The sequence below is a fragment of the Sporosarcina sp. FSL K6-3457 genome (assembly GCF_038007285.1).
GTDB lineage: Bacteria > Bacillota > Bacilli > Bacillales_A > Planococcaceae > Sporosarcina.
This window is the reverse complement of sequence record NZ_JBBOWX010000001.1, coordinates 3,898,012-3,924,099: the sequence shown is the minus strand read 5'-3', so window position 1 is coordinate 3,924,099 and position 26,088 is coordinate 3,898,012. Positions and strand designations below refer to the sequence as shown.

The window sequence follows — 26,088 nt, the reverse complement described above, 5'->3', positions numbered from 1 at the left end:
GATGGGGAAATGGGAACTACTCAATTTATTGTAGTACTAGCGATTAGTATTGCATTCCTGATATTAATGATATTAAAGTGGAAAATCCATCCTGTTATGGCGTTGTTCATAACAGCGACGGGAATGGGTATTGGCTTTGGTTATCCGATTTTGAAGACAATTGGATTAATTAACAGCGGCTTTGGCGGTACAATGACTTCTGTGGCATTAACGATTATCTTGGGAACCGTCTTAGCGATGGGAATTCAAGATATTGAGGCTTCGGATTCTATTTCACAATCTTTTAATAGACTGTTTCGTGGGAAACGGATGGAACTTGCTCCTGCATTAACAGCATTCGTCGTATCAATCCCTGTTTTTGGCGATGTCACGATGATTTTACTTGCGCCGATTGCATCCAAAATTGCCCATTTAAAGAAGATTTCTATGGCGACAATGGCATCTTTTACAGGACTTGCTTTGTTTTTAACGCATGGACTTGTTCCGCCGACGCCAGGAATATTAGCAATTTCTTTATCGATGGAAGCTGATTTAGGGTTTGTGATTTTCTGGGGGATAATTGTTAGTTTTATTGCGTTTTTTGTAACATGGTTTTTGTTACGTAATTGGACGGAAAAAGAAAGAATATCCCCGTTGGCGAAGTTTTTAGGTTCTTCAGATGAGGAAACAGAAGCTCAATTAACACAAAAAGGTAAAAGGTCCTTGCCGCCATTTTACTTTGCGATACTACCGATTATGCTACCCGTTGTATTCATTGCATCTGCATCTTTCGCAAATGTATACATGGCCGAAGGTACGATTATGCATGGTCTATTAACGGTGATTGGGGACAAAACTGTAGCACTATTTTTAGGCGTATTGATTGCTATCGCACTTGCTTTTCTTTACAAACAAAATGTTTATAAATCGGCAATTGAGAATGACCATGAAACTACAAATGAGACCCCTTTCACGCAGATTTTATGGAATAAATGGGTTGAACGTGGATTGGTAGTTGCGATTTTGCCATTATTAATTACAGGGATGAGCGGAGCGTTAGGAAGTATTATTAAGGAAAATCCCGCTGTTCATGAAGTTGCAACAAGTATTGCTGAAACAAATATTTTACCAATTTTAATACCTTACCTCATTGCAGCTGTACTAATGACTGCTGTAGGCTCAATGACAATGGCTGCGTTGACAGCAGCAGCTATTGTAACGCCAATGATGCCAATTCTTGGATTATCGCCTGAACTCGCGGTACTGGCGATTGGTGCAGGTTCCTTAACATTAAATCACCTGAATAATAGTGGATTTTGGATTATGTCACAATTTTATAATCTGTCGACGAAACAAGGATTGAAATATGTAACGATACCAACATTTGTTGGATCGGTTGTTGCCCTTCTAACATTGCTTCTCTTTGGCAGTCTTGGTGTTTTGTGATTGTTATTGACTGAAGGTTCTATACTATAAGAAAAGAGGTTTTAAACTATGTCATTTAAATTTCCTAACATAACAAACTCTGTGAATCCTTATCGAGATAATGTCATGGGAAAAGCGAACGAACCGATTACGGTTGCGGGATTATTGGATCGTGCAAAGTTAATATTAGGTGCGGAATACGATGGAGGAGCACCCGACTGGTCATTAGAGGAAATCTATAATCGGTTGGAAGAAAATGCTCCGAGGATTGCTATCATTGGTGGATCATCGGATCATCCTGCACACATTATGGATTATAAGACATCTTCCCATGCAGCTATCCGTATATGGCAAAATGGCGGAGTTCCATTCTATTTCTCAACGCCAGTTATGTGTGATGGTACTGCGCAGAATAATCAAGGGATGAGTTATTCCCTGCAAAGTCGGAATGCAGTTGCTCAAATGGTTGTAAACCAATTGGAAGCGCATAGTTATCATGGTGCATTTGTTATTCAAGGTTGCGATAAACAACCATTGGGCGTTGTCAGTGCGCTTGCGCATCTGGACCGCCTTCGTCAATATCGGGGAGAAGCACCGTTCTTTGCAACATTTGCACCGGCTCATGTATTACAAGGTGGGACCATACCTGAAGATCTAATGATTGAATTGAATCAGCTTGCACAAAAAGCAACAGATTCAGGTGCACCAGATATTGCGGATGATTTAAAGGATGCGATGGATTACATTTTACAATGTTCTTCGAACACAGCTTTCCAAGGCGTGCTTCAACGTGCAACAGAGAGAGGAATCGTATCCAAGGAAACGCATAAAGATTACGAGAAACGTCTGGCTGTCGCAACATGTGATGGTAGTGGTGGAGTTTGTGCATTTAATGGAACAGGAAATAGTTCCCGCCATTTAGTAGCGGGGATGGGACTTGTTCATCCAACTCTTGAATTGCTAACGAGTGCTCCGAATCAAGTCCAAGTAAATGAAGCTGTTGATAGTTTAGCCAACATGATTAATGACCCTGTTTTTGGTGTCTCTAATGTTGTAGCTACAAATATTAAGAATGCAATCCGTATCCATAGTGCATCAGGTGGTTCAACTAATCTAATGATGCATATTGTCGCAGCAATGCAATACGGCGGTTATACGTTCAGTCTTTGGGATTTAGATGAAATACACCATTCCCATCCAATTCCAGATCTATTCAACTATAGTTTGACAGAGGGGCGTGATATTTTTGCACTTGCCATGCAATGTTGTGATGGAGATAGTCAAGGAATGGAATCGCTATTCTATGAACTTTTGCAGAATGGAGTGCCGATGGATGTAGATGCTCCAACGGTTACTGGTGAAACATGGAGAACGAGACTACAGGATGAAGACAGTTTATCGGCAGATAATGTAACCGATAATCCAATTATTTTATCGAATCCACGTAGAGCATTTAGTGGCGTAGATGTACTAACGGGCAACTTTTTTGAAAGCGCAGTCGTAAAGATTAGCGGAATGCCCACACAGCAATTGAATCAATTTGACAAAAAAGCTTCATTTGTCCTTTACTATGCAAATGAAGAGGAAGCGAATAAAGGTCTATTAGATGCAGAATTACTTCCTAATCTAAAAAAAGAAAGAAGCTTTAGCTATGAGAATTTACAATCGATGTTAAAAGAAAATGCTCCAGATCAGTTTGAGGAAAATAAAGATCTTGTATACGATGAATTATTTGATGTGATGGTGAACAAATATATTATGAAGATTGCGGTTATTATCGCAGGACAAGGGCCGATTGCATTTGGCATGCCTGAGATGTTTACACCGATGCAACATATTAATGCGAATCGCAAGCTTCAGCGCCTGGCAGCTCTCATTAGTGATGGCCGTTACTCAGGTGTTTCGTATGGCGCGGCGATTGGCCATATGACACCGGAAGCTAAAGAAGGCGGTGGCATTTTGTATTTAGAGACTGGTGATTTGTTATACCTGGATTTAAGGGCCAACCAAATTAACTTCATTGATTCACGACAATTTAACAAAGGGTTACTGGAATTCTCATTCGACGAAATTCGTACAAGTCGAAAAGCATTAGCTGACGAGCGGCTTCAATTGATCAATCAGCGCCAACGTTTAGTCGCAGCAAGTAATCGGATTGTTGGACATACGGATGCGGCGCATGGAGTGGTGCCGAAGATTGTGGCAGAAGAGGCGGAATTGGATTATAAAAAAGATGTGATATTCCCTGAGCGAGTTGAAAAAAATCAATCTTTGATTTAAAAGGAGATGGCCAATGAACATCGATTTTAGCGGTAAAACGGTCGTGGTTACTGGCGGTACAAGCGGAATAGGTTTAGCGATTGCAGAAAAATTTCTTGAAAGTAATGCAAAAGTGGCAGTTTGTGGTCGTAATCAACGAAAAATAGATAACTTATTGGAAAAGTGGACTGAAGAAAATTGTGAAGGATATGCGAAAGCTGTTGATGTAACGTCTCGAATACAGCTTTCACAGTTTGCGGATCAGGTCGAGGACCGATTTGGCGGAATTGATATTTGGATTAATAATGCGGGAGTTTATCCACAATATGCAGTTATCGACACGCCTGAAAGTGTGTGGGATGAGACTATAAACATCAATCTCAAATCCGTTTACTTGGGCTCAATGATCGCTCAGCAAAAAATTGTAAAACGTGGGGGAGGGGTCATTATCAATGCTTCCTCATTTGCGGCTGTTATGCCTTCGGCGGGAAGCGGTGTTTATGCGGCATCAAAGGCAGGTGTACAGAGTTTAACGAAGACTTTGGCTGCGGAACTGGCCGTGGAGAACATCCGGGTGAATGGCTATATCCCCGGTGTAATTCAAACGAACATGACGGAAAAAGTAATTGAAGCTAAGAACAACGCGCTAATCAGTCAATTGGCCATTAAACGTATCGGCACAAGTGAAGAAGTTGCGAATGCGGTATTATTTCTTTGCTCGGATCAAGCTTCTTATATTACTGGGACATTCATTGAAGTTTCAGGAGGAAAGTTTTGCGTTCAAAACCCTTAATCACTCATATTGACAAAATCTTAATTATTCATAGTATAGATTCTGGAAATAACAAACCATCCCATTTGAAGAGAAGGGATGGTTTATTATTTTTGGACAAATATATCGCCAATCTGGTTGAACCATAATGGGTTTCTAATTATTTTCCACCAAGCAAATTAAACAATCCACCTGCAATACTTCCTTCATCACGCGAGCCTCCGCCCGGTGTTTGTGGTGCAGCTGCAAATACGCGGCTAGCGAGTCGAGAGAATGGCAATGACTGAATCCATACAGTTCCCGGCCCTTTTAGCGTAGCGAAAAATAATCCCTCGCCGCCAAATAATGCTGTTTTTACACCTTTCACCATTTCGATATCGTAATCAACCTCCTGTGTCATCGCGACGAGACACCCTGTATCGACACGTAATACTTCACCAGGATCGAGCTTGTATTCGATAATCGTGCCACCAGCATGGACGAATGCCATGCCGTCACCCTCAAGTTTTTGCATGATGAAGCCTTCTCCGCCAAAGAAACCAGCACCGATTTTACGCTGAAATTCAATTCCAATGGAAACGCCCTTCGCCGCGGCGAGGAAAGCATCTTTTTGACAGATGATTTTGCCGTTATATTGGCTCAAATCCATCGGAATGATTTTTCCGGGATAAGGTGAGGCGAAGTAGACATGCTTTTTCCCAACGCCATCGTTGGTGAATGTAGTCATAAATAGACTTTCTCCAGTCAATACCCGTTTCCCAGCACCCATCAGTTTACCCATGAATCCACCAGCACCAGATGATTTAGAACCATCTCCGAAAATCGTTTCCATCTTGATGCCGTCCACCATCATCATAAGGGCTCCTGCTTCTGCCACAACTGTTTCTTGTGGGTCGAGCTCGATTTCTACGAATTGCATGTCATCCCCGTATAGCTTGTAATCGATTTCGTGATTGTTCATGTAATCTGATTCCTCCTCTATTTTTATTGTTAATTAACCATACGTTCACTAACGGAAAAAGTTTCAAGTTGAATCAGCCTAGCTCATCTTTTTTTAACGTATCAATATAGCTCCATAAGTATGTAACGATTTCACGTGCTTCCGATTCAAAGTGTGTATTGCTGAATGTCTCATGGAAAGAACGAGTGACCGTTTCTAAAATGAATATGCGAGGTTGTGCTGAATGAATTTCATCCAATAGAAATTGTGTGTACTGAACTTCACTCGGTTTGGTATCGGTTTTAAACTGGTCAAGCAATTGAGTCAATTGCTTGATGACCATACTTTTGCTATCAACCTTCGTCTCGTTTGTAGACTGTAAATTATCGAACAAACTTGCTCCGAGTAATGTGTCATTTGTTGCCATCATATCGGTAATAATGGCGTCAATTCGTCTTGTTGTAAACTGCGCAAGTTGCTGAATATCGATTTTCACTTTTGAACTGGCATTCCAAAAGTGAATGAGATGCTGCATCATGCCCATGAGAATCACGGCACAGTCGGGTGCATACGATTGTGCCTCTTCCCCGTAAACATCCACCAATCTTTCAGTCAGCCAGGAAATCTCCATGAAATGATGCTTAATGATGAAGGATTTCAAAACCTTGTCGCCCGAGTTGAAAACGGACTCGTAAATCGGCAGCAGATTGTGCTCACGATTGATGTGCATGCGAACGACAATTTGTTTAGCCAATATATTCTTATCCTGAATGTCTTGGCCAATTAACAGTTCTCTTCTTTTAATGGTAGCTTCTTCGTGAGCGTATTCTAACATGGCCATGAGGCATTCATTTTTTGATGTGAAATAATTATAAAAAGTTCCTTTGGAGATTTGGGACTCATCTAAAATATCTTGTACAGATGTCGCTGTAAATCCTTTTTCTGCAAAAAGGCGTCGAGCAACTAATAAAACTTGGCGTTTACGATTATTCATAAAATCACCTTTTTCTTGTGATTGGCTATCAAAGTTATACTGCTAGTCTAATCATATCGTAGCTCACTAAGGCTTTTATATCAATGAAATAATATATTTTTGATTGAAAGCGATTACGTTAGTTGCTAAAATTGGACTGTAGGTATAAACTGTTCAACAGGGTGTACCGAGAGTACAAATTCTATACGTAAAGTAATAAATGGGGGAAGTTAGATGGACATTAAAAAAATGCATGACAAACCGCCTTATGGCATGATAGCGATTTTGTTTATAGGCGCATTTGTCGCTTTATTGAATAACACATTATTGAACATTGCATTGCCAACAATTATGGTTGAGTTCGACGTCAAACCATCTGTCGTCCAATGGTTGACGACAGGGTATATGCTTATCAACGGTATTTTAATACCGGCAAGTGCATTCTTCATTCAGAAATTTACGAATCGTGGCCTATTCTTAACGGCTATGATGTCGTTCACATTAGGAACACTACTTGCCATGCTTGCACCGTCATTTGGGGTGTTGGTGGCTGCTCGAATGATTCAAGCTGTAGGATCCGCGATGATGATGCCACTACTTATGAACGTTATGCTGACGGCATTTCCGATTGAGCGTCGAGGAACTGCGATGGGAATCTTTGGTCTCGTTATGATTACGGCACCGGCGATTGGTCCAACGTTATCAGGCTGGATTATTGAACATTACACTTGGCGTACGCTTTTCGGTATCGTTTTACCGTTTGCCATTCTGACACTCCTTTACGCTTTCTTTAAATTGCGTAATATTACACCGAATCGTGATGTGAAACTAGATGTCTTTTCACTTGTTTTATCGAGTGTTGGTTTTGGTGGTCTACTTTACGGGTTCAGCTCAGCGGGTGATAAAGGATGGGATGCGCCGATTGTTTATGGAACAATCATTATTGGTGCCATCGCACTTATAACCTTTATTGTGCGTCAACTGCGGATGAATGACCCAATGTTGGATTTCAAAATTTACAAACATCCGATGTTTGCTCTATCGTCAGCGATTTCGATTGTTTTATCGATCGCAATGTTTTCAGGTATGATTCTGACACCACTTTATGTTCAGACGATACGTGGTATTTCACCATTCCACTCTGGTATTCTTATGCTGCCAGGTGCGATTATTATGGGGCTTATGTCGCCGATTACAGGTCGCTTATTTGATAAATATGGTCCGAAGATTTTGGCGGTTGTTGGTCTTATCATTACAACTGTTTCAACATACTTTTTGAGTAGACTGGGTATGGAATCGGGTTATTATTATCTTATGATGATTTACACAGTCCGCATGTTTGGGATTTCTATGGTTATGATGCCGATTATGACGAATGGATTAAATCAGCTGCCGATGATTTCAAATCCACATGGAACGGCTATGAATAATACATTGCAACAAGTGTCGGGCGCTATCGGATCTGCAATTTTGTTAACGATTATGACGAAGCGGATGGAGTCAACGGGAGCTGGACTATTTGCTGAAGCTCAAGCATCTGGAAATGCTCCAACGACTGCTGAAGGGCTTGCGCTATTAAAGGAACAGATTGAAGCGCAAGCAATGCTGGATGGTATTAACTTCTCGTTCTTTATATCGACAATCGTGGCAATTATCGCCTTGGTTTTAACATTCTTTGTGAAACGGGTTACACCGCCGAAGAATGATATGTCGTTTGATAAACCGCAGGAAAATAAAAGCTAAACAAACTCCGCATGGCACGTCTGTTGATTAACCATTTCATTGCATAGATCACAGGTAAGTAAAGGCTTAAAAACCACCTTTTTCACTAGATCATTTCCGGTTCGCTTTCGGCGAAATATTCAAGACATCATTACCGAGGAGGAATTGCAGTTCCTTCCTCCCCCGGGAGCAGGGATGGCTAGAAACGACTTCGTCATTTCTAGCCATCCCTTTTTCGGTCATCTTGTTATGAATAGTTGCCTGTCGCGTACCTACAACGTTCAAGTGAAAAAAGCAGTTGCTTGGAAAGAAAAGAATAGATGACTTTCTATAGGGAGTGTAAGTGCCCGAAGATGCAATTTCGGGCACTCTTGCACTTTGTATAAGGTGCTCTCACTTTACTTTTAGCAAGTCTTATAAGAATGTGCCACTTCCTAAAATAACAGTGGGAAGGACCATAGTAAAAGCTTCAGCTGCCAAAATTGTATCTTTGGCGGCTTTTATCCACGTAACAAGCCAGCTATTCTTTCTTCCCTAAAAGCAGTAGCACTTTGTGTATTAGTGTTTTTGGAGAGCGATGGATGAACGACCACCATACAATTACCGAAAATATGTCTAGGGATGCGGCGAAGTCGCATCCCTAGACATAAAACATAGCTTGGTAATCGTATAGAAGTCGTTCAATCTAAAGCGAACCAAAGCTACTATACACTGAGTACCTAGTGTTTGAGTAAATTACTTTTTGGTAAATCAATAGGCGTGTCCGCATGGGCTAATTTTCCCCTGCGGAGTTTGTTTGTTTTTGGTATAGTAAAAATAAAAAGGACGTGAAGTACATGATTGGGCGCAATGATCCCTGCCTATGCGGAAGCGGGAAGAAATATAAAAAATGCTGTGCATTAAAAAATGAATTGTCCAATGATCAGCTAGTCGACGAAGAGCTGGAACGTGTGCTCATTGGTTATTACGACAGCGCACTTGGAAATTATGCGGATGCTATGGAGTTAGAGCGCATTGATAGGGAGTGGAAGAGCAAGCTTAGTAAATATATGTTGTTGGAAGAAATTGAAGCCTTTGTTGCAGAATACTTTGTGTTTGTTTTGCGACGTGAGCAATGGAACCGCTATTTGTTGAAAACACTTAACGGTCCGATTCGATCCGCGACACGTGCTGTACTGGAATTATGGAAAAACCCAATTGTGCTATTTGGGAAAACGACAATGATTTACGAAGATTATTTTCTTGTCGAAGAAGTATTAGGGCATGGTATGTATACTATTGACACAGAAGATATACAAGTGGAAGAAAACCTTCTTGCCTTTGGTGTTATATTACCAGATAGCAGACAGCGTGAGAATGGACTTTACTTCCCGGGTGAACTGATATTTATTGAGGATCGTGACGGAGCGTTTGTCCAGCAAATCGAGTCGATGGCTGAAACGAGTGGGCAAGTGAGTAGCTATGAATTCTTTAAAAAACATATGATTGACATCTATAAAGCGATTGTGGAACGAGATGTAGCTTCTGTTGATGATTTAGCGCAAAGTGAGCTGACCCTGCAACAAAAAGAAGTGGTTACGATTTTAGTGGAGCAATTGGAGGAACTTGATTCACCACCACAAGTTGTTGAAGTTGGCCAGATGATTACGATTGGCTACCTGTTAACAAAGAAACCGACATTTAGAAAGCCGGAAGTTATTGCCGCAGCTATATTTAAAGCAATGCATGATTTTGGGATACTTGGACCATATGAGTATGCGCAGACGGAGATTGCGGAGCTATTCGGCGTTTCGGTTAGTTCGATAATGAAACATATGGATATGTTAGAGGAAATTTTGACGGAAATCGCTGAAAGTGTAATGGAGGATATGGATGCTGGTCCCTTAATCTCTTACTCAATTGGAACCAATCCGCGGATAACGGAGCGTGTCAATTGGGAAACGTATTGTAAAACCGCTGACATCGATTTCGAGTCGTTTGAAGAATTCCAGGCTTATATGAATGCGACGATGAACGACCGGTTTATACCGAAAGGCAAGAAGCAAAAAGCACAAGCGACGGCTTACGATGCCTATGAGGCGCAAGACGATGGAGCAAAAATGCGTTTAGCAAAATTGGCATATGCCACCGATCCGAAAAATGTGGATGCTGTTTTATTGCAGGCTGAATTGACAGATTTAGAGAAAGAGGCCGAGGAATTCTATCGAACAGCTATCCGATTAGGCGAAGGTCAATATGATGATGAGCCAGAAATTCCATGGGGGCTTGTGACAAATAGACCTTATATGCGCGCGGTTTTTGCCTATGGGATTTGGCTTTTTGAAGCTGGGCGTCATGGTGAAGCGGCAAAATTATTTCAACAATTACTTCGTATGAATCCAGATGATCACCAAGGTGCACGTTATCCAGCGATTGCTTCATTTATCCATGATGGTAATTATGCTTCGGCATCTGCTCTGTTGGAACAATATGAGGAACGGTCATTTTATGAGGCACCGTATTTATATTTGAAATGGCTATTAGAAATGGAACGAGGAAATAGGACAACGCAAAAATCGCTGAAGCTGCTTGCAGAAGCGATTGAGGTAAACCCGTTTATTGAATCAATGATTGAAGAAGAATTGCCTAAATTACCGTTTGCAAAGCAAATGGACATTTTACCGGGCTCTATTGAAGAAGCGCTATATATTTGGTTTTTATTATAAATGACTCAAGCCTTGGACAACTGTCTAAGGTTTTTTTATCTTCATTCAGCAGAAAAATTCCGCTGAATGAAGATAAAGCCTCCGGCGGATGTCACAGATTTTGAAGGGAGTTAATTGAGCAAGCTCAATTCAAAATCTGGACGCAATCACGCCAAGGCGTGATTGATTATGGAATAAAATAAAGGTATTTCATGGGATATGTCGAAGTGGTTAAGTAAGTTTGTAAGCGTTTTCGATTGGACTTAGAGTAGAGAGGGGAAATGGTGTAATGCGATTGAACAACTATATCGGAGGTTCATGGCAAGGGGAGGAGGGAGCAGATTATACGGCTGTTACCAACCCGGCAAATGGAGAAGAATTGGCACAAGTAAGGCTGTCGACGAAGGAAGATGTGGACCAGGCAGTGAAGGCCGCGAAAGAAGCACAAAAAAAATGGGCACTTGTTCCGGCACCGAAACGTGCAGATTATTTATATGAAATTGGACGTTTAATGAGGGAGAAAAAAGAGCATTTGGCACAAGTGTTGACGAAGGAAATGGGTAAGGTCATTGAAGAAGCGCGTGGTGAAGTTCAAGAAGGAATTGATATGGCGCTGTATATGGCTGGCGAAGGACGTCGGTTGTTCGGAGAAACTGTACCATCTGAGCTGCAAGATAAGTTTGCGATGAGTGTGCGTGCGCCGATTGGGGTTGTCGGACTGATTACACCGTGGAATTTTCCTGTGGCGATTGCGACGTGGAAGTCGTTTCCGGCAATGGTTGCAGGCAATACATTTGTCTGGAAGCCGGCGACAGAAACACCGATGATGGCGTATGAAATGGCATTGATATTTGAGCGAGCAGGACTGCCTGCTGGTGTTGCTAATATTGTTTTTGGTGCGGGTTCAACAGTGGGAACTGCGTTGATTGAACATCCTGATGTGCGCGTGATTTCATTCACAGGGTCGACGGAAACGGGGCGTCATGTGGCTGAAACAGGTGGACGTCATTTGAAGAAGGTATCACTTGAAATGGGCGGGAAAAATGCGGTAATTGTGATGGATGATGCTGATATTGATCTTGCGGTGGAAGGGATTTTGTGGAGTGCGTTTGGGACTGCGGGTCAGCGCTGTACGGCATGTAGCCGCGTCATTGTGCATAAAGATGTGAAGAGGGAACTGGAGGAAAAGCTTGTTGAGGCGATGAAGGGCTTAACGATTGGTGATGGACTAGATGAGTCGGTTAAGATTGGGCCTGTTATTAATCACAAGGCGCTTGGGAAAATTCATGGTTATGTAGGTATTGGTAAAGAAGAAGGTGCCAAGCTGCTTGCAGGGGGGAACGTATTGACAGAAGGGAACCTTGCAGCTGGGCATTATTATGAGCCGACGTTATTTACGGATGTGAAGTGGGATAGCCGTCTTGCGCAGGAAGAGATTTTTGGTCCAGTGGTGTCCTTGATTGAAATTAGTAGTTTAGATGAAGCGATAGAAGTGAATAACAGTGTGAAATATGGGCTGTCTAGCTCGATTTTCTCGCGGGATGTCAATCAAGTGTTCCGAGCACAGCGTGATTTAGATACGGGAATTGTTTATGTCAATGCGGGGACGACGGGAGCTGAAATCCATTTGCCATTCGGTGGGACGAAGGGGACGGGGAATGGTCATCGTGATTCAGGTGTAGCGGCGCTCGATGTGTTTACGGAGTGGAAAAGTATTTATGTGGACTTTAGTGGGAAGTTGCAACGGGCGCAGATTGACACGGAATAATAGCCTAGGTCAGGAGATGAAGACATGAAAGTTGTCATACTCGGTGCGGGTTTAATGGGAAAAGAGGCGGCGCGTGATCTTGTAAAGAGTGATGATGTAGACCGCGTCTATTTAGCTGATTTGCATGTCCGGCAAGCAGAGGATTTTGCGGAACAATTAATGTCTGACAAACTCGATATTTTACGTTTAGATGCGACAAATGATGTGCAATTACGTGACGTTATGGCGCTTGGAAATGTTGTTATCAATGCATTATTTTATACATTTAATGAAAAGGTAGCGCGGTTGGCTGTGGATATTGGTGTTCATTCCATCGATCTAGGGGGGCATATTGGTGGGGCAACAGATGCGGTGCTTGGGCTCGCAGAACAGGCAACGGCGAAAGGTGTCACGATTATTCCAGACCTTGGGGTAGCACCAGGTATGATTAATATTTTGACGGGATACGGGGCAGAAAAACTAGATGCCGTAGAGTCCATAAAATTATATGTGGGTGGTATTCCAGTGAAGCCCGAGCCTCCGCTTAATTATAATGTTGTTTTTTCATTGGAAGGTGTGTTTGATCATTATACAGATCCTTCTCATGTCATTCGAGGTGGAAAGCTGTTAGAAGTACCTTCATTGTCTGAGATTGAGCCGATTTATTTTGATAAATATGGTGAATTGGAAGCGTTTCATACATCAGGAGGCACCTCAACATTGACGAAATCATTTCCGAATGTGAAAACGTTAGAATATAAGACGATTCGCTATAAAGGGCATGCGGAAAAGTTTCAGTTACTTGTCGATCTTGGTTTATTAGCACGAGACGGTGAGGTGGTTGTTGCTGGCAATAAAGTAAAGGTGCGTGATGTGATGCGGGAATTATTGCTGCCACAATTACGGCTAGGCGATAAATCGGATGCTGTATTGTTGCGTGTCATTGTTAGTGGCGATAAGAACGGATCACCTATGGCGTATGAGTACGATTTGATAACGGAAAAAGATACGACGGTCAATGAAACCGCGATGGCACGGGCAACGGCGAATACTATTTCCATAGTAGCGCAGATGATTGGCAACGGCACGATTACCAAGCGCGGGGTTCATCCACCAGAAAATATCGTCCCGGGCGCGTTATATATTGAAGAAATGAAAAAGCGCGGTGTAATCATTGTAGAAACGGTGGAGACGAATAATGTCTCCGCTTGAGGGAGGGGGAGAACAATGGATTTCGGATTCACAGAAGAACAGATTATGCTGAGAAAAACAGCCCGTCAGTTTGTGGATGAAGAGATTATGCCCCATATCCAGAGATGGGATGCTGAAGGTGGATTTGACCCAGCTATTTGGAAGAAGCTTGCGGATATTGGTTTTATGGGCGTATGTGTACCTGAACACTATGGCGGTAGCGGCATGGACTATAATTCTCTTGCGATATTATGTGAGGAGCTGGAGCGTGGCGATACAGCGTTTCGCACAGCAGTCTCTGTTCATATCGGCTTGAATTCAATGACGCTAATGCAATGGGGGACGGAAGCGCAAAAGAAGAAGTATTTAATTCCACAGGCCAAGGGGCAGAAAATAGGCGCTTTTGGTTTAACGGAGCCTGGTGCAGGTTCTGACGTTGTGGCGATGGCGACGACTGCGGTGCGCGACGGGGATGATTATGTATTGAATGGCCAGAAGACGTGGATCTCGCTCTGTGATGTGGCCGATCATTTCCTTGTTTTTGCTTATACGGATAAAACGAAGAAACACCATGGTATTAGTGCATTCATCGTTGAGCGGACGATGCCGGGTTTTTCATCGAAAGCGATTAAAGGCAAATACGGCATTCGCGCGGGCAATACGGGCGAGTTGTTTTTCGAGGATATGCGTGTGCCGTCCGCTAATTTGCTAGGTGCAGAAGGTGAAGGCTTTAAAATTGCGATGGCTGCACTTGATAATGGTCGTTTTACGGTTGCAGCGGGGGCAGTCGGGCTGATTATGGGCTGTCTTGAAGAAAGTGTGAAGTATTGCCACGCACGAGAAACATTTGGCAAGTCGATTGGTAAACACCAGCTCGTTCAGCAAATGATTGCCAATATGGAAGCGGGCTATCAGATGAGTCGTTTGCTTGTTTATCGTGCAGGCGATATGAAAAACAAAGGCTTGCGCAATACGCGTGAAACGTCGCTGGCCAAATGGCAGGCTTGTGACTTTGCCAATAAAGCAGCAGACGATGCCTTCCAAATTCACGGTGCCTACGGTTATTCGGATGACTATCCAGTTGCTCGGTTTTTGCGTAACTCGAAAGCACCCGTTATTTACGAGGGAACGCGCGAGATTCATACAATTATGCAGGCGGAATATGTGCTTGGCTACCGGGAAGATAAGAAGTTGAATAATATGTTGCCAGAATGGCCGTTTAAGTGAGCGCGAACCCCTGATGGATGTTTCTATCGGGGGTTTTTATTGGTGAAAGGATGGGTCAAAGGTCTTGATTCGCCAATAAATGAATGGCGAGCGCCAATAAATCGGTCTTGAACGCCAATAAACGGACTGCAGCCGCCAATAAATGACTAGTAAGTGCCAATATTTCAATATTAAGTGCCAATAATTCTGTTGGAGCATTTCAATTGAATCTTTTTTCATACTCCAACGTATGTATAGTCAGTATGAGTTAGCTGAAAGGGGAGAGTTAGATGGGCAAATATACGATTAGTGAATTTGTGAAACAGACGAAGCAGGATGAGCAGGTAAGGGAGAACTTTGATTTGGAAACACCGCGTATTTTGGAGGTCAATTTAACGGACCAGGTGTGGGCCAAAACGGGTTCTATGATTTCCTATACGGGGCAAATTAAGTTCGAGCGGGAAAAAATATTAGAACATGGTGTCGGTATGATGTTCAAAAAAGCGTTCACGGGTGAAGGTACTTCATTGATGAAGGCGACGGGAAATGGCCGACTGTATTTAGCGGATCAGGGGAAGAAAATTACCATCTTTGATTTGAATAATGAATCGATTACGGTCAATGGCAATGATTTGCTGGCGTTTGAACCGAGTATTGAATGGGACATTAAACTGATGCGCAAAGTTGCGGGGATGATGGCGGGTGGATTATTTAACGTGACGTTAAGGGGAACAGGGAAGGTTGCGATTACAACCCACTTTGAGCCGTTGACATTACTTGTTCGTCCTGGAGAGTCTGTTATTACAGATCCGAATGCAACCGTCGCCTGGTCAGGGAATTTAACACCGGAATTTCGTACAGATATTAGCTTCCGGACATTCATTGGTCGGGGCAGTGGGGAATCGATTCAAATGGAATTCAAGGGCGAAGGTTTTGTTATTATCCAGCCGTTCGAAGAAGTGTATATGACGGGAAGCAGTTCTTCCTGAGCAATTGGGCTAAACAGATGTTTAGCCTTTTCACATTCATCAATCAATTTGTGATAAACTATTCCATAAAACAATTTCTCACACACAAGGAGTGTTTATCATTGAAGATTGAACCATCGTTAAAAATGTCCATTTTTGAACCTGCCATTTTTGGAGATTTAAAAGCAGCTGCTGAAGCGAAAAAAGCGACGGGTGCTGAAGTGGTTGATTTAAGCCTCGGAAGTCCAGATCTTCCTCCGGATGAGAAGGTGAGACAGGCTTTGTCCGAACAAAGCGCCTTGGCGACTACATATGGCTATACACTTAGCGGAACGAAACGATTTAATGAGGCTGTGGCGAATTATTATAAGCGGCGCTCTGGGGTTACGCTCAATCCCGATACAGAAATTATTCAAACAATGGGGTCGCAAGAGGGACTCGTTCATTTACCCTTTGCGCTTTGCAATGAAGGGGATATCGTACTAACAACAAATCCAGCCTATGTCGCATATGATGCAGGTATTAAGCTCGCGGGTGCTGTACCTTATTACATGCCGTTGCGCGCGGAAAATGGATTTTTACCTAATTTAGATGACATACCAGAAGACATCGCGCAAAAGGCGAAATTGCTTATTTTGAATTTACCGGGTAATCCTGTTCCCGCATTACCAGATGCAACATTTTTTGATAAAGTTGTCGCATTTGCGAAGAAATATAATGTCCCTGTCCTCCATGACGCAGCTTATTCGGAATATTACTTCGAAGGTGATTCGCCAAGCAGTTTCCTATCGACCCCGGGAGCAATGGAAGTCGGCATGGAAATCAATTCATTATCGAAAAGCTTTAGTTTAGCAGGCGCTCGTATTGCTTATATTGTCGGTAATGCGGAGATGATTAGTATCATTAAGCAACTGAAATCGAATTTGGATTATGGGACATTTGAACCGATTCAGGAGGCGGCTGCAACTGCGTTGGATCATGCGGAGGAAATTACAGACCGTTTGCGAAAAGAGTTTACTGAGCGGCATAGGGTGTTAATGAACGGGTTGGAAAACATTGGTTGGTCTGTTACGCCTTCAAGCGGGGGGATGTTTGTATGGGCTAAATATCCGTTTGACATTGACGATAAGGCATTTGTTTTTAAAGCAATCGAACAATGTGGCGTTGTTATGGTTCCAGGGAGTATCTTTGGGACAGAAGGTGCAGGATTTGTTCGGTTAGCACTTGTGCAGAAGGTTGAGGAACTACAAAAAGCAATTGCTCAATTAAGGGCTTTGAAGATTTGAAGTAAAGTAAGGTTAGAAAGGATTTGCATTTCATCGCCCTTTCTAACCTTTTTGTGTCGTTGAATGATAGGTAATTGAAGTTTGTTGATATTGAGTTTACATACATTTAGTAAAATGAACCTGTCAAAAAGATTCAAGGAATTGGAGTTGTAAACTATGGATAAGAAACAAGTTGGCTTGAAGCCGTTTTTCACTCTTATTTTATCGACAGGCATCCCGAAGCTAGCTTTAGCTGTCGGTTTAACGGCGGGCGTGCTGACAACGCTAGCAGGTTTGGTCGTACCGCTGTTAACGAAAAATTTAGTAGATGGATTTTCGGTCGCTTCACTCAGCGTCCCGATAATGATTGCGATTGGAGTAGCGTTTATTCTCCAAGCAGTGATAGATGGGGTATCTATTTATTTACTCAGCTATGTAGGACAAAAAGTAGTGGCTAGTTTACGTGAAAAAATGTGGACTAAGCTTATTCGTTTGCCTGTTAGCCATTTCGATAAAGAATCGAGTGGTGAAACGGTGAGTCGTGTTGTTAATGACACCGGAATCGTTAAAGAATTGATTACACAACATTTTCCACAATTCATTACCGGAATTATTTCGATCATCGGTGCGGTCATTATTTTGCTTGTGATGGACTGGAAGATGACGCTTATCATGTTAATTTCAGTGCCGATTACAGTTGCTATCATGGTTCCATTGGGAAGTAGAATGGCTAAAATCTCTCGCGGCTTACAGGATGAAACAGCTGTATTTACAGGTCATATTCAACAGACACTTGGCGAAATTCGTTTGATGAAAGCTTCTAATGCCGAATTAAATGAAGAGGCAAGTGGTAAAGCTGGCATTCAAAAATTATTCAAATTTGGGTTGAAGGAAGCACGGATTTTTGCATTGATTGCTCCTTTTATGTACTTGGTTGTTATGGTCGTGATCGTCATGATTATCGGCTATGGCGGTATGCGTGTGGCAAGTGGCACGATGTCAACAGGTGAACTTGTTGCCTTCTTGCTCTACCTATTCCAAATCATTTTCCCAATCACATCCTTTGCGATGTTCTTTACGCAACTACAGAAAGCGAAAGGGGCAACAGAGCGTATTATTGATATTTTAGAGTTGCCATTGGAAGAAGGGCAGGATGGCTTGGCGATGGATATTGCGGGCAAACCCGTTCAAGTGGTAGATGTATCATTTGCTTATGAGGAAGATGAACCGGTCATCGGTAATGTGTCCTTCGAGGCACAGCCTGGTGAAATGATTGCCTTTGCTGGACCGAGTGGCGGGGGAAAAACAACGATGTTTGGGTTGTTGGAACGTTTCTATGAACCAACAGCTGGTGAAATCCGAATTGGCGACACACCTATCAAAGAATTGTCGATGGCATCATGGCGCAGTCAAATTGGCTATGTTTCACAAGAGAGTGCCATGATGGCTGGAACGATTCGTGAAAATTTATGCTACGGTTTAGACAATGGTGCAAGTATTTCGGATGAACGGCTGTGGGAAGTCACTGAAATGGCCTATGCTGATGAATTTATTAAAGGCTTTACGAATGGCTTGGACACGGAAGTTGGCGAACGTGGGGTGAAACTTTCAGGAGGTCAAAGGCAACGTATTGCCATTGCACGAGCCTTCTTACGGGATCCTAAAATATTAATGATGGACGAAGCGACCGCTAGTCTGGACAGTCAATCGGAAGGCGTTGTGCAAGATGCGCTGACACGCTTAATGGAAGGGCGTACAACATTTGTTATTGCCCACAGGTTATCAACAATCGTCGATGCGGATAAAATTATTTTTATTGAGAACGGGCGAGTGACAGGCAGTGGGACACATCAGGAATTGACGCAGTCCCATGCTTTGTATCGTGAGTTTGCAGAACAGCAATTGGCATAGGAATAACGAGTTGGGATATTGTTCACGAACCACCCTGTTGCTTTCTATGGAGAGGGTGGTTTTCTTGTTTTCTAAAAAAATTGCGCAATCCAAGGGGAAGGCCAGACCGAAAAAAATAGTGTGAATTTATTCGAATATATGTTAAACTATTCTTACTAGTAGTGAAACGGAGGTGAGGAATGATGTTAGATACTATGTATGCACGTGAAAGTTTATTGGAATATTTAGCCACTTCATGTGCGATTACTCATGAAATTACGCCTAACGGGATAGGTCTGTCCTTTTTAGACAATTTCAGTAATCACACAGCTGTTTAGCATTTATTCCTTACGATACATTTTTAAGGGGAAAAGGTCGCTGAAAAGCGGTCTTTTTTGCATTGTCTAGGATCCAGGCGCCAGATGCTCGGGTCATAAGTCATCTTGGCTGCGAGGCAAAAACCGCCTCTTCGTCAATCTGCCTTATGCCTGTCGCGGGCCTACAGGATGTAGGTCATGCAGTTGTTGCCACAGGATGTGGCGTACTTAGATTGCGTTCCTTTTTCAGGCGCCTTGCGCTTTTCGTAAGTGCTTCCAGCTGTGACCACAGAACGAGGGGAAGCGGAAAATATGATCTGTACAATACAACAACTAAGCAAAATGCTTGGTGGCAATTTGATATTTGAAAATCTTTCATTGGACATAAAAACAGGAGATAAATTAGGGGTTGTTGGACGCAATGGTAGCGGGAAAACAACATTATTTAAGCTCATTGCAGGAGTGGAGCGACCGGATAGCGGTGCATTACATTTTAAAAAGGGGACGAAAATCGGCTATTTAGCGCAAATCCCTTCATTTGATAAAGAAATTACTGGACACGACGTACTAAATAGTGCATTTGAAGAGCTAAAGGCTATGCAGGTGAAGATGGCTCAGATGGAAGTTGAGCTTGCCGATCCTCAACAGAATGACATGGAAAAGTTACTTCAACTCTACGGTGATTTGCAGGAAGAGTTTGCTCGTCGTGACGGCTATGCCATCGATTCAGAAATTGATAAGGTCATTAATGGCTTGCAATTACAAGCATTTGTCGGACGCTCTTTCTCACAATTAAGTGGCGGCGAACAAACGAAGATTATGCTCGGCAAGCTGTTATTGACGAAGCCCGATTTACTGTTATTGGATGAACCGACGAATCACTTGGATTTATTTGCAGTGGAGTGGTTAGAGGGTTATTTAACAGAGTATCAGGGAACAGTCGTCATTGTTTCACATGACCGTTACTTTTTAGACTGTGTTGTGACAAAGGTTGCGGATCTGGAAGAGGGAGAGCTCCATCTTTATTACGGAAATTATTCTTCCTTTATCCACGAAAAAGAACAGCGACTGATGCGAGAATTTCAAGACTATGAAGAACAGCAAAAGAAGATTAAGAAGATGAGAGAAGCCATTAAGCGGCTGCGTCTATGGGCGAATGAGGCGAATCCACCGAATGCGGCATTGCACCGACGAGCGCGCAATATGGAACGGGCTTTGGAGCGGATGGAAAAGGTACGAAAACCGTTGATTGATCCGAAGAAAATGGCGTTATCATTTGAAGCTGCACCGCGCAGTGGCAAGGAAGTGGTTGTCATGGAAGGGATTACGAAATCATTCGGACAACAGCCATTGCTGAGGGAAGCAGATTTTTATGTGTACTGGAAGGATCGGACGGCGATTGTTGGCAGCAATGGTAGTGGGAAATCGACGATCTTGAAGATTTTATTAGGAGAATTATCGGTGGATAGTGGATTCAGCAAATTGGGGAGCAATGTGAAGGTAGGATTCTTATCGCAGCATTTCGAAATTGCTGATCCCAAGGCCCGTCTGATTGATGTTTTTCGGGCTGATGTTCAAGTGGCGGAAGGTGAGTCGCGTCATCTGTTAGCAAAATTCATGTTTTACGGACCAGACGTGTTCAAGCGCATTGGTGATTTAAGTGGTGGCGAGCGGATGCGGCTTCGTTTGGCCCAGCTCATGCATCAAGATATCAATTGTCTTGTGTTGGATGAACCGACGAACCATCTGGATATTGAATCATGCGAGGTGCTCGAAGAAGCGTTGGAGGATTTCACAGGTACAATCATTGCGGTTTCACATGATCGTTACTTTTTGAATAAATTATTCACACGTACAGCCTGGTTGGAAGACGGTGCCATTACGATGTTTGATGGGCCATATAACTGGGCACGTGACAAATGGCAGGAGCTTCAAAGTCGGCAGATAGTTGAAGAAGTGGCACCTGTGGTGGAAGTGGCGAAACCTGCGAAAGAAATGAAGGCTGTTAATGTGGAAGAAGAAATTGCGAGGCTTGAACTTGCCATCACTTCATCAGAAAAAGATATGGAATGTGAAATGGATTGGGAGAAGTATGAATTGCTAATAGCGGAAGTGGCTAGCTTGAAAGAGCAATTAGCATCTTATTATGAGCAGTGGATGAGTGAAGTAGAATAATATAGGGTGCCTGGCGGGGGAGAGATTCCTTGCTGGGCATTTTTGTAAAAGAAAAAAACTCGATATGGTGAGTCATAGAAGTGATGTTGGTCTTATAGGAAAAATAATCGTGACAGAACAGCACAGTGGAAGTCGTGTTTTGAATAAAGAAAAAAGGTGAGGTGCTATTTTAGGCTTACTGGTGCTTCACCTTTTTTCTTTTAGTCAATATAATTTGATTTATTTTATAGTTTTTTTAGAATGATTGGGACTAAACTAATCTAGACTTTCTTCTAAAGCGATTAGGTATTGTATGTAGTTGTTTCCTAGGTTTAAATCGCTCGTATTTCAATCTATTCATAATTTTGATAACAGTGCTAGGAGGTTCTGCTTGTTTATTTGTTGGATTGGTAGCTGTAATTCGGTTTATTAGAAAAGTTTCTGGAAAGTACCACTGTCCATGTTTTTCAGGTTGTATACCAATTTGAACAAAAACATTATCTGCCTGGCTAATATCATATAAGATATATGCACTTTTGATAGTACTTTGAGTATTCGGTACGTATTTAATAACCAATGAACCGTTATCTAAAAGTCTTGGTAGGTAATAAAAATGTAGCATCTTATCCTTCATTTTCTTCAAGTCACCGTTTATAGCGCGTATACTTGCTTTAGTAATAGTGCTATCTACAATGCTGTTCCATCCTCGTATTCCCCTGAAAGCTTTACGATCCTTTGCGAAATGAATTTTATGTTTAATAGATTTTTCAACTCCGAGAAGATGACAAAATTTATCTAAATCAAACTTGAGGAGAATTTTTTCACCTGAAGATAAAGTAAATTCATATGTATGGGGATATAGTTCTTGATAGTAGAGTTCACTTAAGGTTTTTAAATCAATATCTGCAAAGTTAGGCCTATGTTGCAAGCTAAGGATATCCGATAAATTTATCATTTTTCTAATTCTCCTTACCATAAATAAAAAAACCTGATGTGTGGGCATCAGGGTGGAAGATTACTTTAGAAGTGGCTCATTTGAGGTAAACAAGGTATTTATGAGACCCCCCCGAGGGGTATTGGATGCCACTGTATCCAACTCTTATAAGAAGACCATTACTCTACACTCTAAGTATAAAAGTGAATAGATAGGTTGTCAATTAGTTTGAACGATAGATGGTGGCCTATTTGAGGTAAACAAGGTATTTATCAGACCCCCCCGTGGGGTACTGGATGCCACCTTATCCAGTTCGCAAGCGACTGTTGTAGTATACGTATGTAGTTCAACTTTTTATACATGGATATCTGGTCGCGCACTAATGCTCTTTATAAAAAGTCATCTATTCCTTACTTTTAAGCAACTGCATTTTTCACTTAAATAAGGTGGTTTTCAAGTGTTTGCTTATCAAAGATTTATGCAAGTAAATGGTTAATCAGTAGACGTGATATCCGATAGTAGTAGAATAGCATTCAAACATTCAAAATAAAAACCTTGCATAATTCCTCCGCCCCATGTAATATAATGACTGAATGACCGTAATGGTATTTCGGTCAGTTATCTAATCCATTCAAAGTGAGGTGGAGAAATGGATCGCAGGCAGGAAATTTTAGAGGCGGCAGCAAAGTCATTTTCGCTTTTCGGCTACAAGGCGACAACGATGGATCAAGTCGCTAAAATTGCAAATGTCGGAAAAGGAACCATCTACACGTTTTTTGCCAACAAGGAAGAGTTATTCAATGCGATTGTTGTGAAAATGATCCAGGAGATGCGCGCAGAAGCAGATTCGGTTGCTGTTGAAGGTGCACCTTTTGAACAAAATGCACATGCTAGGTTAATGCGGATGCTCAAATTCCGTGAAACGCATTTATTGTATGCCATGCTTGTTGATGAAGAGAAAGAACTTCGGACACCGGCAGTCATTGAAGTGTTGGAAACAATCGAAAAAGAAATTGTTTCTTATATAAAAACGAAGATTGAAAAAGCAGTTGCTAAGGGTGAATTGAAGCCTTGTGACAGCGAGCTTGTCGCTTATTTATTATTCAAAGCGTATATGGCGCTTGTGGCTGACTGGGGGAAAACCCATGATACGGAGCTTGAAGAACAGCGCATTGTTGCGTTGCTGAGTGGGACAATATTCAAAAGTCTCTTAGTCTGAGACTTGTTTTTTTATTTAAAAATGACCAAATGAGGAAAATGGTCAATTAGTTCTGGAGGAATGTGCATAATGAAGAAAACGATGACTTGGGCGGAGTGGAAACAACTGCTACGCACTAGAAAAATGATTGTACCAATGATTGCTATTCTGTTTATCCCGGTTTTATATGCGGGAATGTTTCTCTGGGCGTTTTGGAATCCCTATGCCAATATGGATGATTTGCCTGTTGCAATTGTCGATTTGGATAGAGGGGCGGAAATGGATGGTGAACAACTGGCCTTAGGGCGGGAGTTGACCGATAAATTAATCGACGGTAAGCAGTTTGATTTCCAAAGAGTTTCGAAAGTAGATGCGGAAAAAGGGCTTAAAAATCAAGACTATTACGTAGTCATTGAAATCCCGGAAAACTTTTCGGAGCATGCGACGACATTGTTGGATGATGAACCAGAGAAGCTAACGATGATTTATAAACCAAATGAAGGCTTCAACTTCTTATCTGGGCAAATTGGTGAGACGGCAATGGATCGAATTCGGGCGGAAGTGAACGAGAAAGTTGCTTCAACATATGCAGAAAAACTGTTTGATTCCATTATGGAATTGGGGGATGGTTTTGGAGACGCGGCAGATGGTGCGGGTGAATTGCATGATGGAGCCACAAAATTGGTTGATGGGGCTACAGAATTAAAAGGTTATCTTGAAACACTGGCGAGTAGCACGATTACATTAGCAGATGGGTCCACTAAAATCGGTGAAGGAGTGAGTCGAGCTGCTGTAGGTGCGGGTGAGTTGAACGCGGGGCTCGGCACTTTATCGCAGGGAGCAAAAGAACTTCTCACAGGAGCACAAAAAGCATCAGCTGGGGCTGATGGATTGAAAGACGGCCTGACAAATTATACAGCAGGTGTTGACCAATTGGCAGCAAGTTACGGACAAATTGGTCAGAAAGAGCAAGAGTTTAACACGGCTGCTAGCACGTTGAATGAAAAATCACAGCAGCTTAACGGGGCTGCAGGTCAATTAACAGGAGCGGCGGCTAATGTGGCGACGGGTCTGGAAGGATTGTCTACACAGCTCGATCCTATTTTGGCAGAACTTCCAGCTGAACAACAAACAGCAATTGGGGAAGCACTCGGTCAATTAACGCAAGGTAGCGCTCAACTGGCGGGCGGTATGCAAGAATTAGCCGCTGGTACTGCGGCATTATCACAAGGAACTACGGAACTAAACGGAGCTGCAGGTCAACTGTCTGGTGCGCATAGCGAGGCACTTGCAGGACTCGATAAATTGAAAGGTTCTTCTCCACAACTTCTTGAAGGAGCAAATGCTCTATCGGCAGGAAATGGGGACCTAGCATCTGGCGTAGCGCAATTAGCAGAAGGTGTAGCGACGGCGCAACAAGGCTCGTCCGATTTAGCGACTGGTCTTGTTACATTGACAGAAGGAACAGGGACGTTGAAAGAAGGAACAGATACGCTCGCATCGAAATCACAAGAGCTTGCAGAAGGCTCAGTCACATTGGCCGACGGTTTAGTGGAGTTGGATGAAGGAACAGTGACATTGCAAGAGAAACTAGCAGAAGCGAATGAAACCGCCAGTGAAGTGAATCCGACAGACAAAACGTATGGTATGGTAGGTTCACCAGTTGATGTCGAAAAAGATGGCATTAACCTTGTGCCGAACTATGGTACAGGCTTCGCACCGTACTTCTTGTCGATGGGATTATTCATTGGTGCATTACTGCTGTCCATCGTCTTCCCACTTGTCGAGCCAGCTATCAAACCAACAGGTGCATTCAAATGGTTCGCAAGTAAAGTATCTGTGCTAGCGATTGTAGGTTTATTGCAGGCGCTTATCGCAGTAGGCGTTGTGAAATTCGCACTTGGAATGGAAACCATCAACACGCCGCTGTTTGTACTCACAGCGATTATCACAAGCTACACATTCATCGCGATTGTTCAAATATGCGTATCCATTTTAGGAGATGCAGGACGTTTCGTCGCGATCATCATGCTTATTTTGCAATTAACGACGAGCGCAGGGACATTCCCACTTGAATTGATTCCAGCACCCTTGCAAATCTTCAACACAGTATTGCCGATGACCTATTCTGTCCAAGCGTTCAAAGGCACTATTTCCACAGGGGATTTGTCATTCGTTTGGATGAACAACGGGATTCTCGTTGGATTCATGGTGGCGTGTTTAGCGATTACATTCGGTTATTTTGCGCTATTGTATACGAGAAGATATTCGAAGGAAACAGTAGAAGCTTAAAATAGGAAGCCTCTAACAGCATGGATTTCATGTTGTTAGAGGCTTTTTTTCTTAGTTTTTTCAAAGTGTTGCTTAGTACCGTTGCAAGTAAATCCAACCTTTCAAAAAAAATTCTTATTTCGTGTAACCAAATCACTCCAGCACAGTCTAATGTGGTAACACACGAAAAAGG

General features: G+C 42.5%; 18 protein-coding genes. 15 read left to right on the top strand and 3 right to left on the bottom strand.

Going from position 1 to position 26,088, the window contains the following annotated elements:
- Nucleotides 1-9 precede the first annotated feature (9 nt).
- The 3 genes from N1I80_RS18970 to N1I80_RS18960 are packed head-to-tail and all read left to right on the top strand — an operon-like array spanning nucleotide 10 to nucleotide 4,456.
- On the top strand, nucleotides 10-1,425 hold the full coding sequence (locus tag N1I80_RS18970) for a GntP family permease (protein ID WP_340739395.1): 1,416 nt from the start codon (nucleotides 10-12) through the stop codon (nucleotides 1,423-1,425).
- 48 nt (nucleotides 1,426-1,473) lie between these two features.
- Nucleotides 1,474-3,684: a dihydroxy-acid dehydratase domain-containing protein gene (locus N1I80_RS18965; RefSeq protein WP_340739394.1), complete on the top strand. Its 2,211-nt coding sequence runs from the start codon at nucleotides 1,474-1,476 to the stop codon at nucleotides 3,682-3,684.
- Nucleotides 3,685-3,697: 13 nt separating this feature from the next.
- Entirely contained in the window at nucleotides 3,698-4,456 is a 759-nt protein-coding gene (locus N1I80_RS18960; protein ID WP_340739393.1) for an SDR family NAD(P)-dependent oxidoreductase, read from the top strand.
- 139 nt (nucleotides 4,457-4,595) lie between these two features.
- Here N1I80_RS18960 and N1I80_RS18955 read toward each other — a convergent pair whose 3' ends face one another.
- Together N1I80_RS18955 and N1I80_RS18950 are read right to left on the bottom strand one after the other, a co-directional pair.
- The gene (locus tag N1I80_RS18955) at nucleotides 4,596-5,396 is read right to left on the bottom strand and encodes a TIGR00266 family protein (protein WP_340739392.1); all 801 of its coding nucleotides are present in this window, start codon (nucleotides 5,394-5,396) and stop codon (nucleotides 4,596-4,598) included.
- Nucleotides 5,397-5,469: 73 nt separating this feature from the next.
- Entirely contained in the window at nucleotides 5,470-6,369 is a 900-nt protein-coding gene (locus tag N1I80_RS18950; protein ID WP_340739391.1) for a TetR/AcrR family transcriptional regulator, read from the bottom strand.
- 213 nt (nucleotides 6,370-6,582) lie between these two features.
- Here N1I80_RS18950 and N1I80_RS18945 point away from each other — a divergent pair, with 213 nt between their 5' ends.
- From N1I80_RS18945 to abc-f, 10 genes are all read left to right on the top strand, one after another.
- Complete coding sequence (locus N1I80_RS18945; RefSeq protein WP_340739390.1) at nucleotides 6,583-8,091, top strand: DHA2 family efflux MFS transporter permease subunit; 1,509 nt, start codon at nucleotides 6,583-6,585, stop codon at nucleotides 8,089-8,091.
- Between the two features lie 815 nt (nucleotides 8,092-8,906).
- Entirely contained in the window at nucleotides 8,907-10,775 is a 1,869-nt protein-coding gene (locus N1I80_RS18940; protein WP_340739389.1) for a tetratricopeptide repeat protein, read from the top strand.
- A gap of 268 nt (nucleotides 10,776-11,043) precedes the next feature.
- A complete protein-coding gene (locus tag N1I80_RS18935) occupies nucleotides 11,044-12,522 on the top strand; it encodes an aldehyde dehydrogenase family protein (RefSeq protein ID WP_340739388.1) in 1,479 nt (492 codons plus the stop codon).
- Between the two features lie 24 nt (nucleotides 12,523-12,546).
- The gene (locus tag N1I80_RS18930) at nucleotides 12,547-13,713 is read left to right on the top strand and encodes a saccharopine dehydrogenase family protein (RefSeq protein WP_340739387.1); all 1,167 of its coding nucleotides are present in this window, start codon (nucleotides 12,547-12,549) and stop codon (nucleotides 13,711-13,713) included.
- Nucleotides 13,714-13,728: 15 nt separating this feature from the next.
- A complete protein-coding gene (locus N1I80_RS18925) occupies nucleotides 13,729-14,919 on the top strand; it encodes an acyl-CoA dehydrogenase family protein (RefSeq protein ID WP_340739386.1) in 1,191 nt (396 codons plus the stop codon).
- A gap of 269 nt (nucleotides 14,920-15,188) precedes the next feature.
- On the top strand, nucleotides 15,189-15,887 hold the full coding sequence (locus tag N1I80_RS18920; RefSeq protein ID WP_340739385.1) for an AIM24 family protein: 699 nt from the start codon (nucleotides 15,189-15,191) through the stop codon (nucleotides 15,885-15,887).
- A 101-nt stretch (nucleotides 15,888-15,988) separates the two neighbouring features.
- Nucleotides 15,989-17,152 (top strand): aminotransferase class I/II-fold pyridoxal phosphate-dependent enzyme, encoded by a 1,164-nt coding sequence (locus tag N1I80_RS18915; RefSeq protein WP_340739384.1) that lies wholly within the window; start codon nucleotides 15,989-15,991, stop codon nucleotides 17,150-17,152.
- A 156-nt stretch (nucleotides 17,153-17,308) separates the two neighbouring features.
- Complete coding sequence (locus N1I80_RS18910; RefSeq protein ID WP_340739383.1) at nucleotides 17,309-19,042, top strand: ABC transporter ATP-binding protein; 1,734 nt, start codon at nucleotides 17,309-17,311, stop codon at nucleotides 19,040-19,042.
- A 179-nt stretch (nucleotides 19,043-19,221) separates the two neighbouring features.
- On the top strand, nucleotides 19,222-19,359 hold the full coding sequence (locus tag N1I80_RS18905; RefSeq protein ID WP_340739382.1) for an RAxF-45 family protein: 138 nt from the start codon (nucleotides 19,222-19,224) through the stop codon (nucleotides 19,357-19,359).
- 291 nt (nucleotides 19,360-19,650) lie between these two features.
- The gene (gene abc-f, locus N1I80_RS18900; RefSeq protein ID WP_340739381.1) at nucleotides 19,651-21,513 is read left to right on the top strand and encodes a ribosomal protection-like ABC-F family protein; all 1,863 of its coding nucleotides are present in this window, start codon (nucleotides 19,651-19,653) and stop codon (nucleotides 21,511-21,513) included.
- A 250-nt stretch (nucleotides 21,514-21,763) separates the two neighbouring features.
- On the opposite strand, the gene N1I80_RS18895 is transcribed toward abc-f, so the two are convergent.
- Complete coding sequence (locus N1I80_RS18895) at nucleotides 21,764-22,447, bottom strand: PBECR4 domain-containing protein (protein ID WP_340739380.1); 684 nt, start codon at nucleotides 22,445-22,447, stop codon at nucleotides 21,764-21,766.
- Nucleotides 22,448-23,075: 628 nt separating this feature from the next.
- Between N1I80_RS18895 and N1I80_RS18890 the strand changes: the two genes are divergently transcribed.
- Nucleotides 23,076-23,645: a TetR/AcrR family transcriptional regulator gene (locus N1I80_RS18890; RefSeq protein WP_340739379.1), complete on the top strand. Its 570-nt coding sequence runs from the start codon at nucleotides 23,076-23,078 to the stop codon at nucleotides 23,643-23,645.
- A 69-nt stretch (nucleotides 23,646-23,714) separates the two neighbouring features.
- Nucleotides 23,715-25,916 carry a YhgE/Pip domain-containing protein gene (locus N1I80_RS18885; RefSeq protein ID WP_340739378.1) on the top strand — a complete coding sequence of 734 codons (2,202 nt, stop codon included), beginning with the start codon at nucleotides 23,715-23,717 and terminating at the stop codon, nucleotides 25,914-25,916.
- Nucleotides 25,917-26,088 lie beyond the last annotated feature (172 nt).

What these genes read in the sequence shown, in the direction of transcription:
- N1I80_RS18905 (WP_340739382.1), top strand. Translation starts at nt 19,222, where the DNA reads ATGATGTTAGATACTATGTATGCACGTGAAAGTTTATTGGAATATTTA.
- N1I80_RS18895 (WP_340739380.1), bottom strand. Translation starts at nt 22,447, where the DNA reads ATGATAAATTTATCGGATATCCTTAGCTTGCAACATAGGCCTAACTTT.
- N1I80_RS18935 (WP_340739388.1), top strand. Translation starts at nt 11,044, where the DNA reads ATGCGATTGAACAACTATATCGGAGGTTCATGGCAAGGGGAGGAGGGA.
- N1I80_RS18945 (WP_340739390.1), top strand. Translation starts at nt 6,583, where the DNA reads ATGGACATTAAAAAAATGCATGACAAACCGCCTTATGGCATGATAGCG.
- N1I80_RS18965 (WP_340739394.1), top strand. Translation starts at nt 1,474, where the DNA reads ATGTCATTTAAATTTCCTAACATAACAAACTCTGTGAATCCTTATCGA.
- N1I80_RS18890 (WP_340739379.1), top strand. Translation starts at nt 23,076, where the DNA reads ATGGATCGCAGGCAGGAAATTTTAGAGGCGGCAGCAAAGTCATTTTCG.
- N1I80_RS18930 (WP_340739387.1), top strand. Translation starts at nt 12,547, where the DNA reads ATGAAAGTTGTCATACTCGGTGCGGGTTTAATGGGAAAAGAGGCGGCG.
- N1I80_RS18925 (WP_340739386.1), top strand. Translation starts at nt 13,729, where the DNA reads ATGGATTTCGGATTCACAGAAGAACAGATTATGCTGAGAAAAACAGCC.
- N1I80_RS18970 (WP_340739395.1), top strand. Translation starts at nt 10, where the DNA reads ATGGGAACTACTCAATTTATTGTAGTACTAGCGATTAGTATTGCATTC.
- abc-f (WP_340739381.1), top strand. Translation starts at nt 19,651, where the DNA reads ATGATCTGTACAATACAACAACTAAGCAAAATGCTTGGTGGCAATTTG.
- N1I80_RS18950 (WP_340739391.1), bottom strand. Translation starts at nt 6,369, where the DNA reads ATGAATAATCGTAAACGCCAAGTTTTATTAGTTGCTCGACGCCTTTTT.
- N1I80_RS18960 (WP_340739393.1), top strand. Translation starts at nt 3,698, where the DNA reads ATGAACATCGATTTTAGCGGTAAAACGGTCGTGGTTACTGGCGGTACA.
- N1I80_RS18955 (WP_340739392.1), bottom strand. Translation starts at nt 5,396, where the DNA reads ATGAACAATCACGAAATCGATTACAAGCTATACGGGGATGACATGCAA.
- N1I80_RS18920 (WP_340739385.1), top strand. Translation starts at nt 15,189, where the DNA reads ATGGGCAAATATACGATTAGTGAATTTGTGAAACAGACGAAGCAGGAT.
- N1I80_RS18910 (WP_340739383.1), top strand. Translation starts at nt 17,309, where the DNA reads ATGGATAAGAAACAAGTTGGCTTGAAGCCGTTTTTCACTCTTATTTTA.
- N1I80_RS18885 (WP_340739378.1), top strand. Translation starts at nt 23,715, where the DNA reads ATGAAGAAAACGATGACTTGGGCGGAGTGGAAACAACTGCTACGCACT.
- N1I80_RS18940 (WP_340739389.1), top strand. Translation starts at nt 8,907, where the DNA reads ATGATTGGGCGCAATGATCCCTGCCTATGCGGAAGCGGGAAGAAATAT.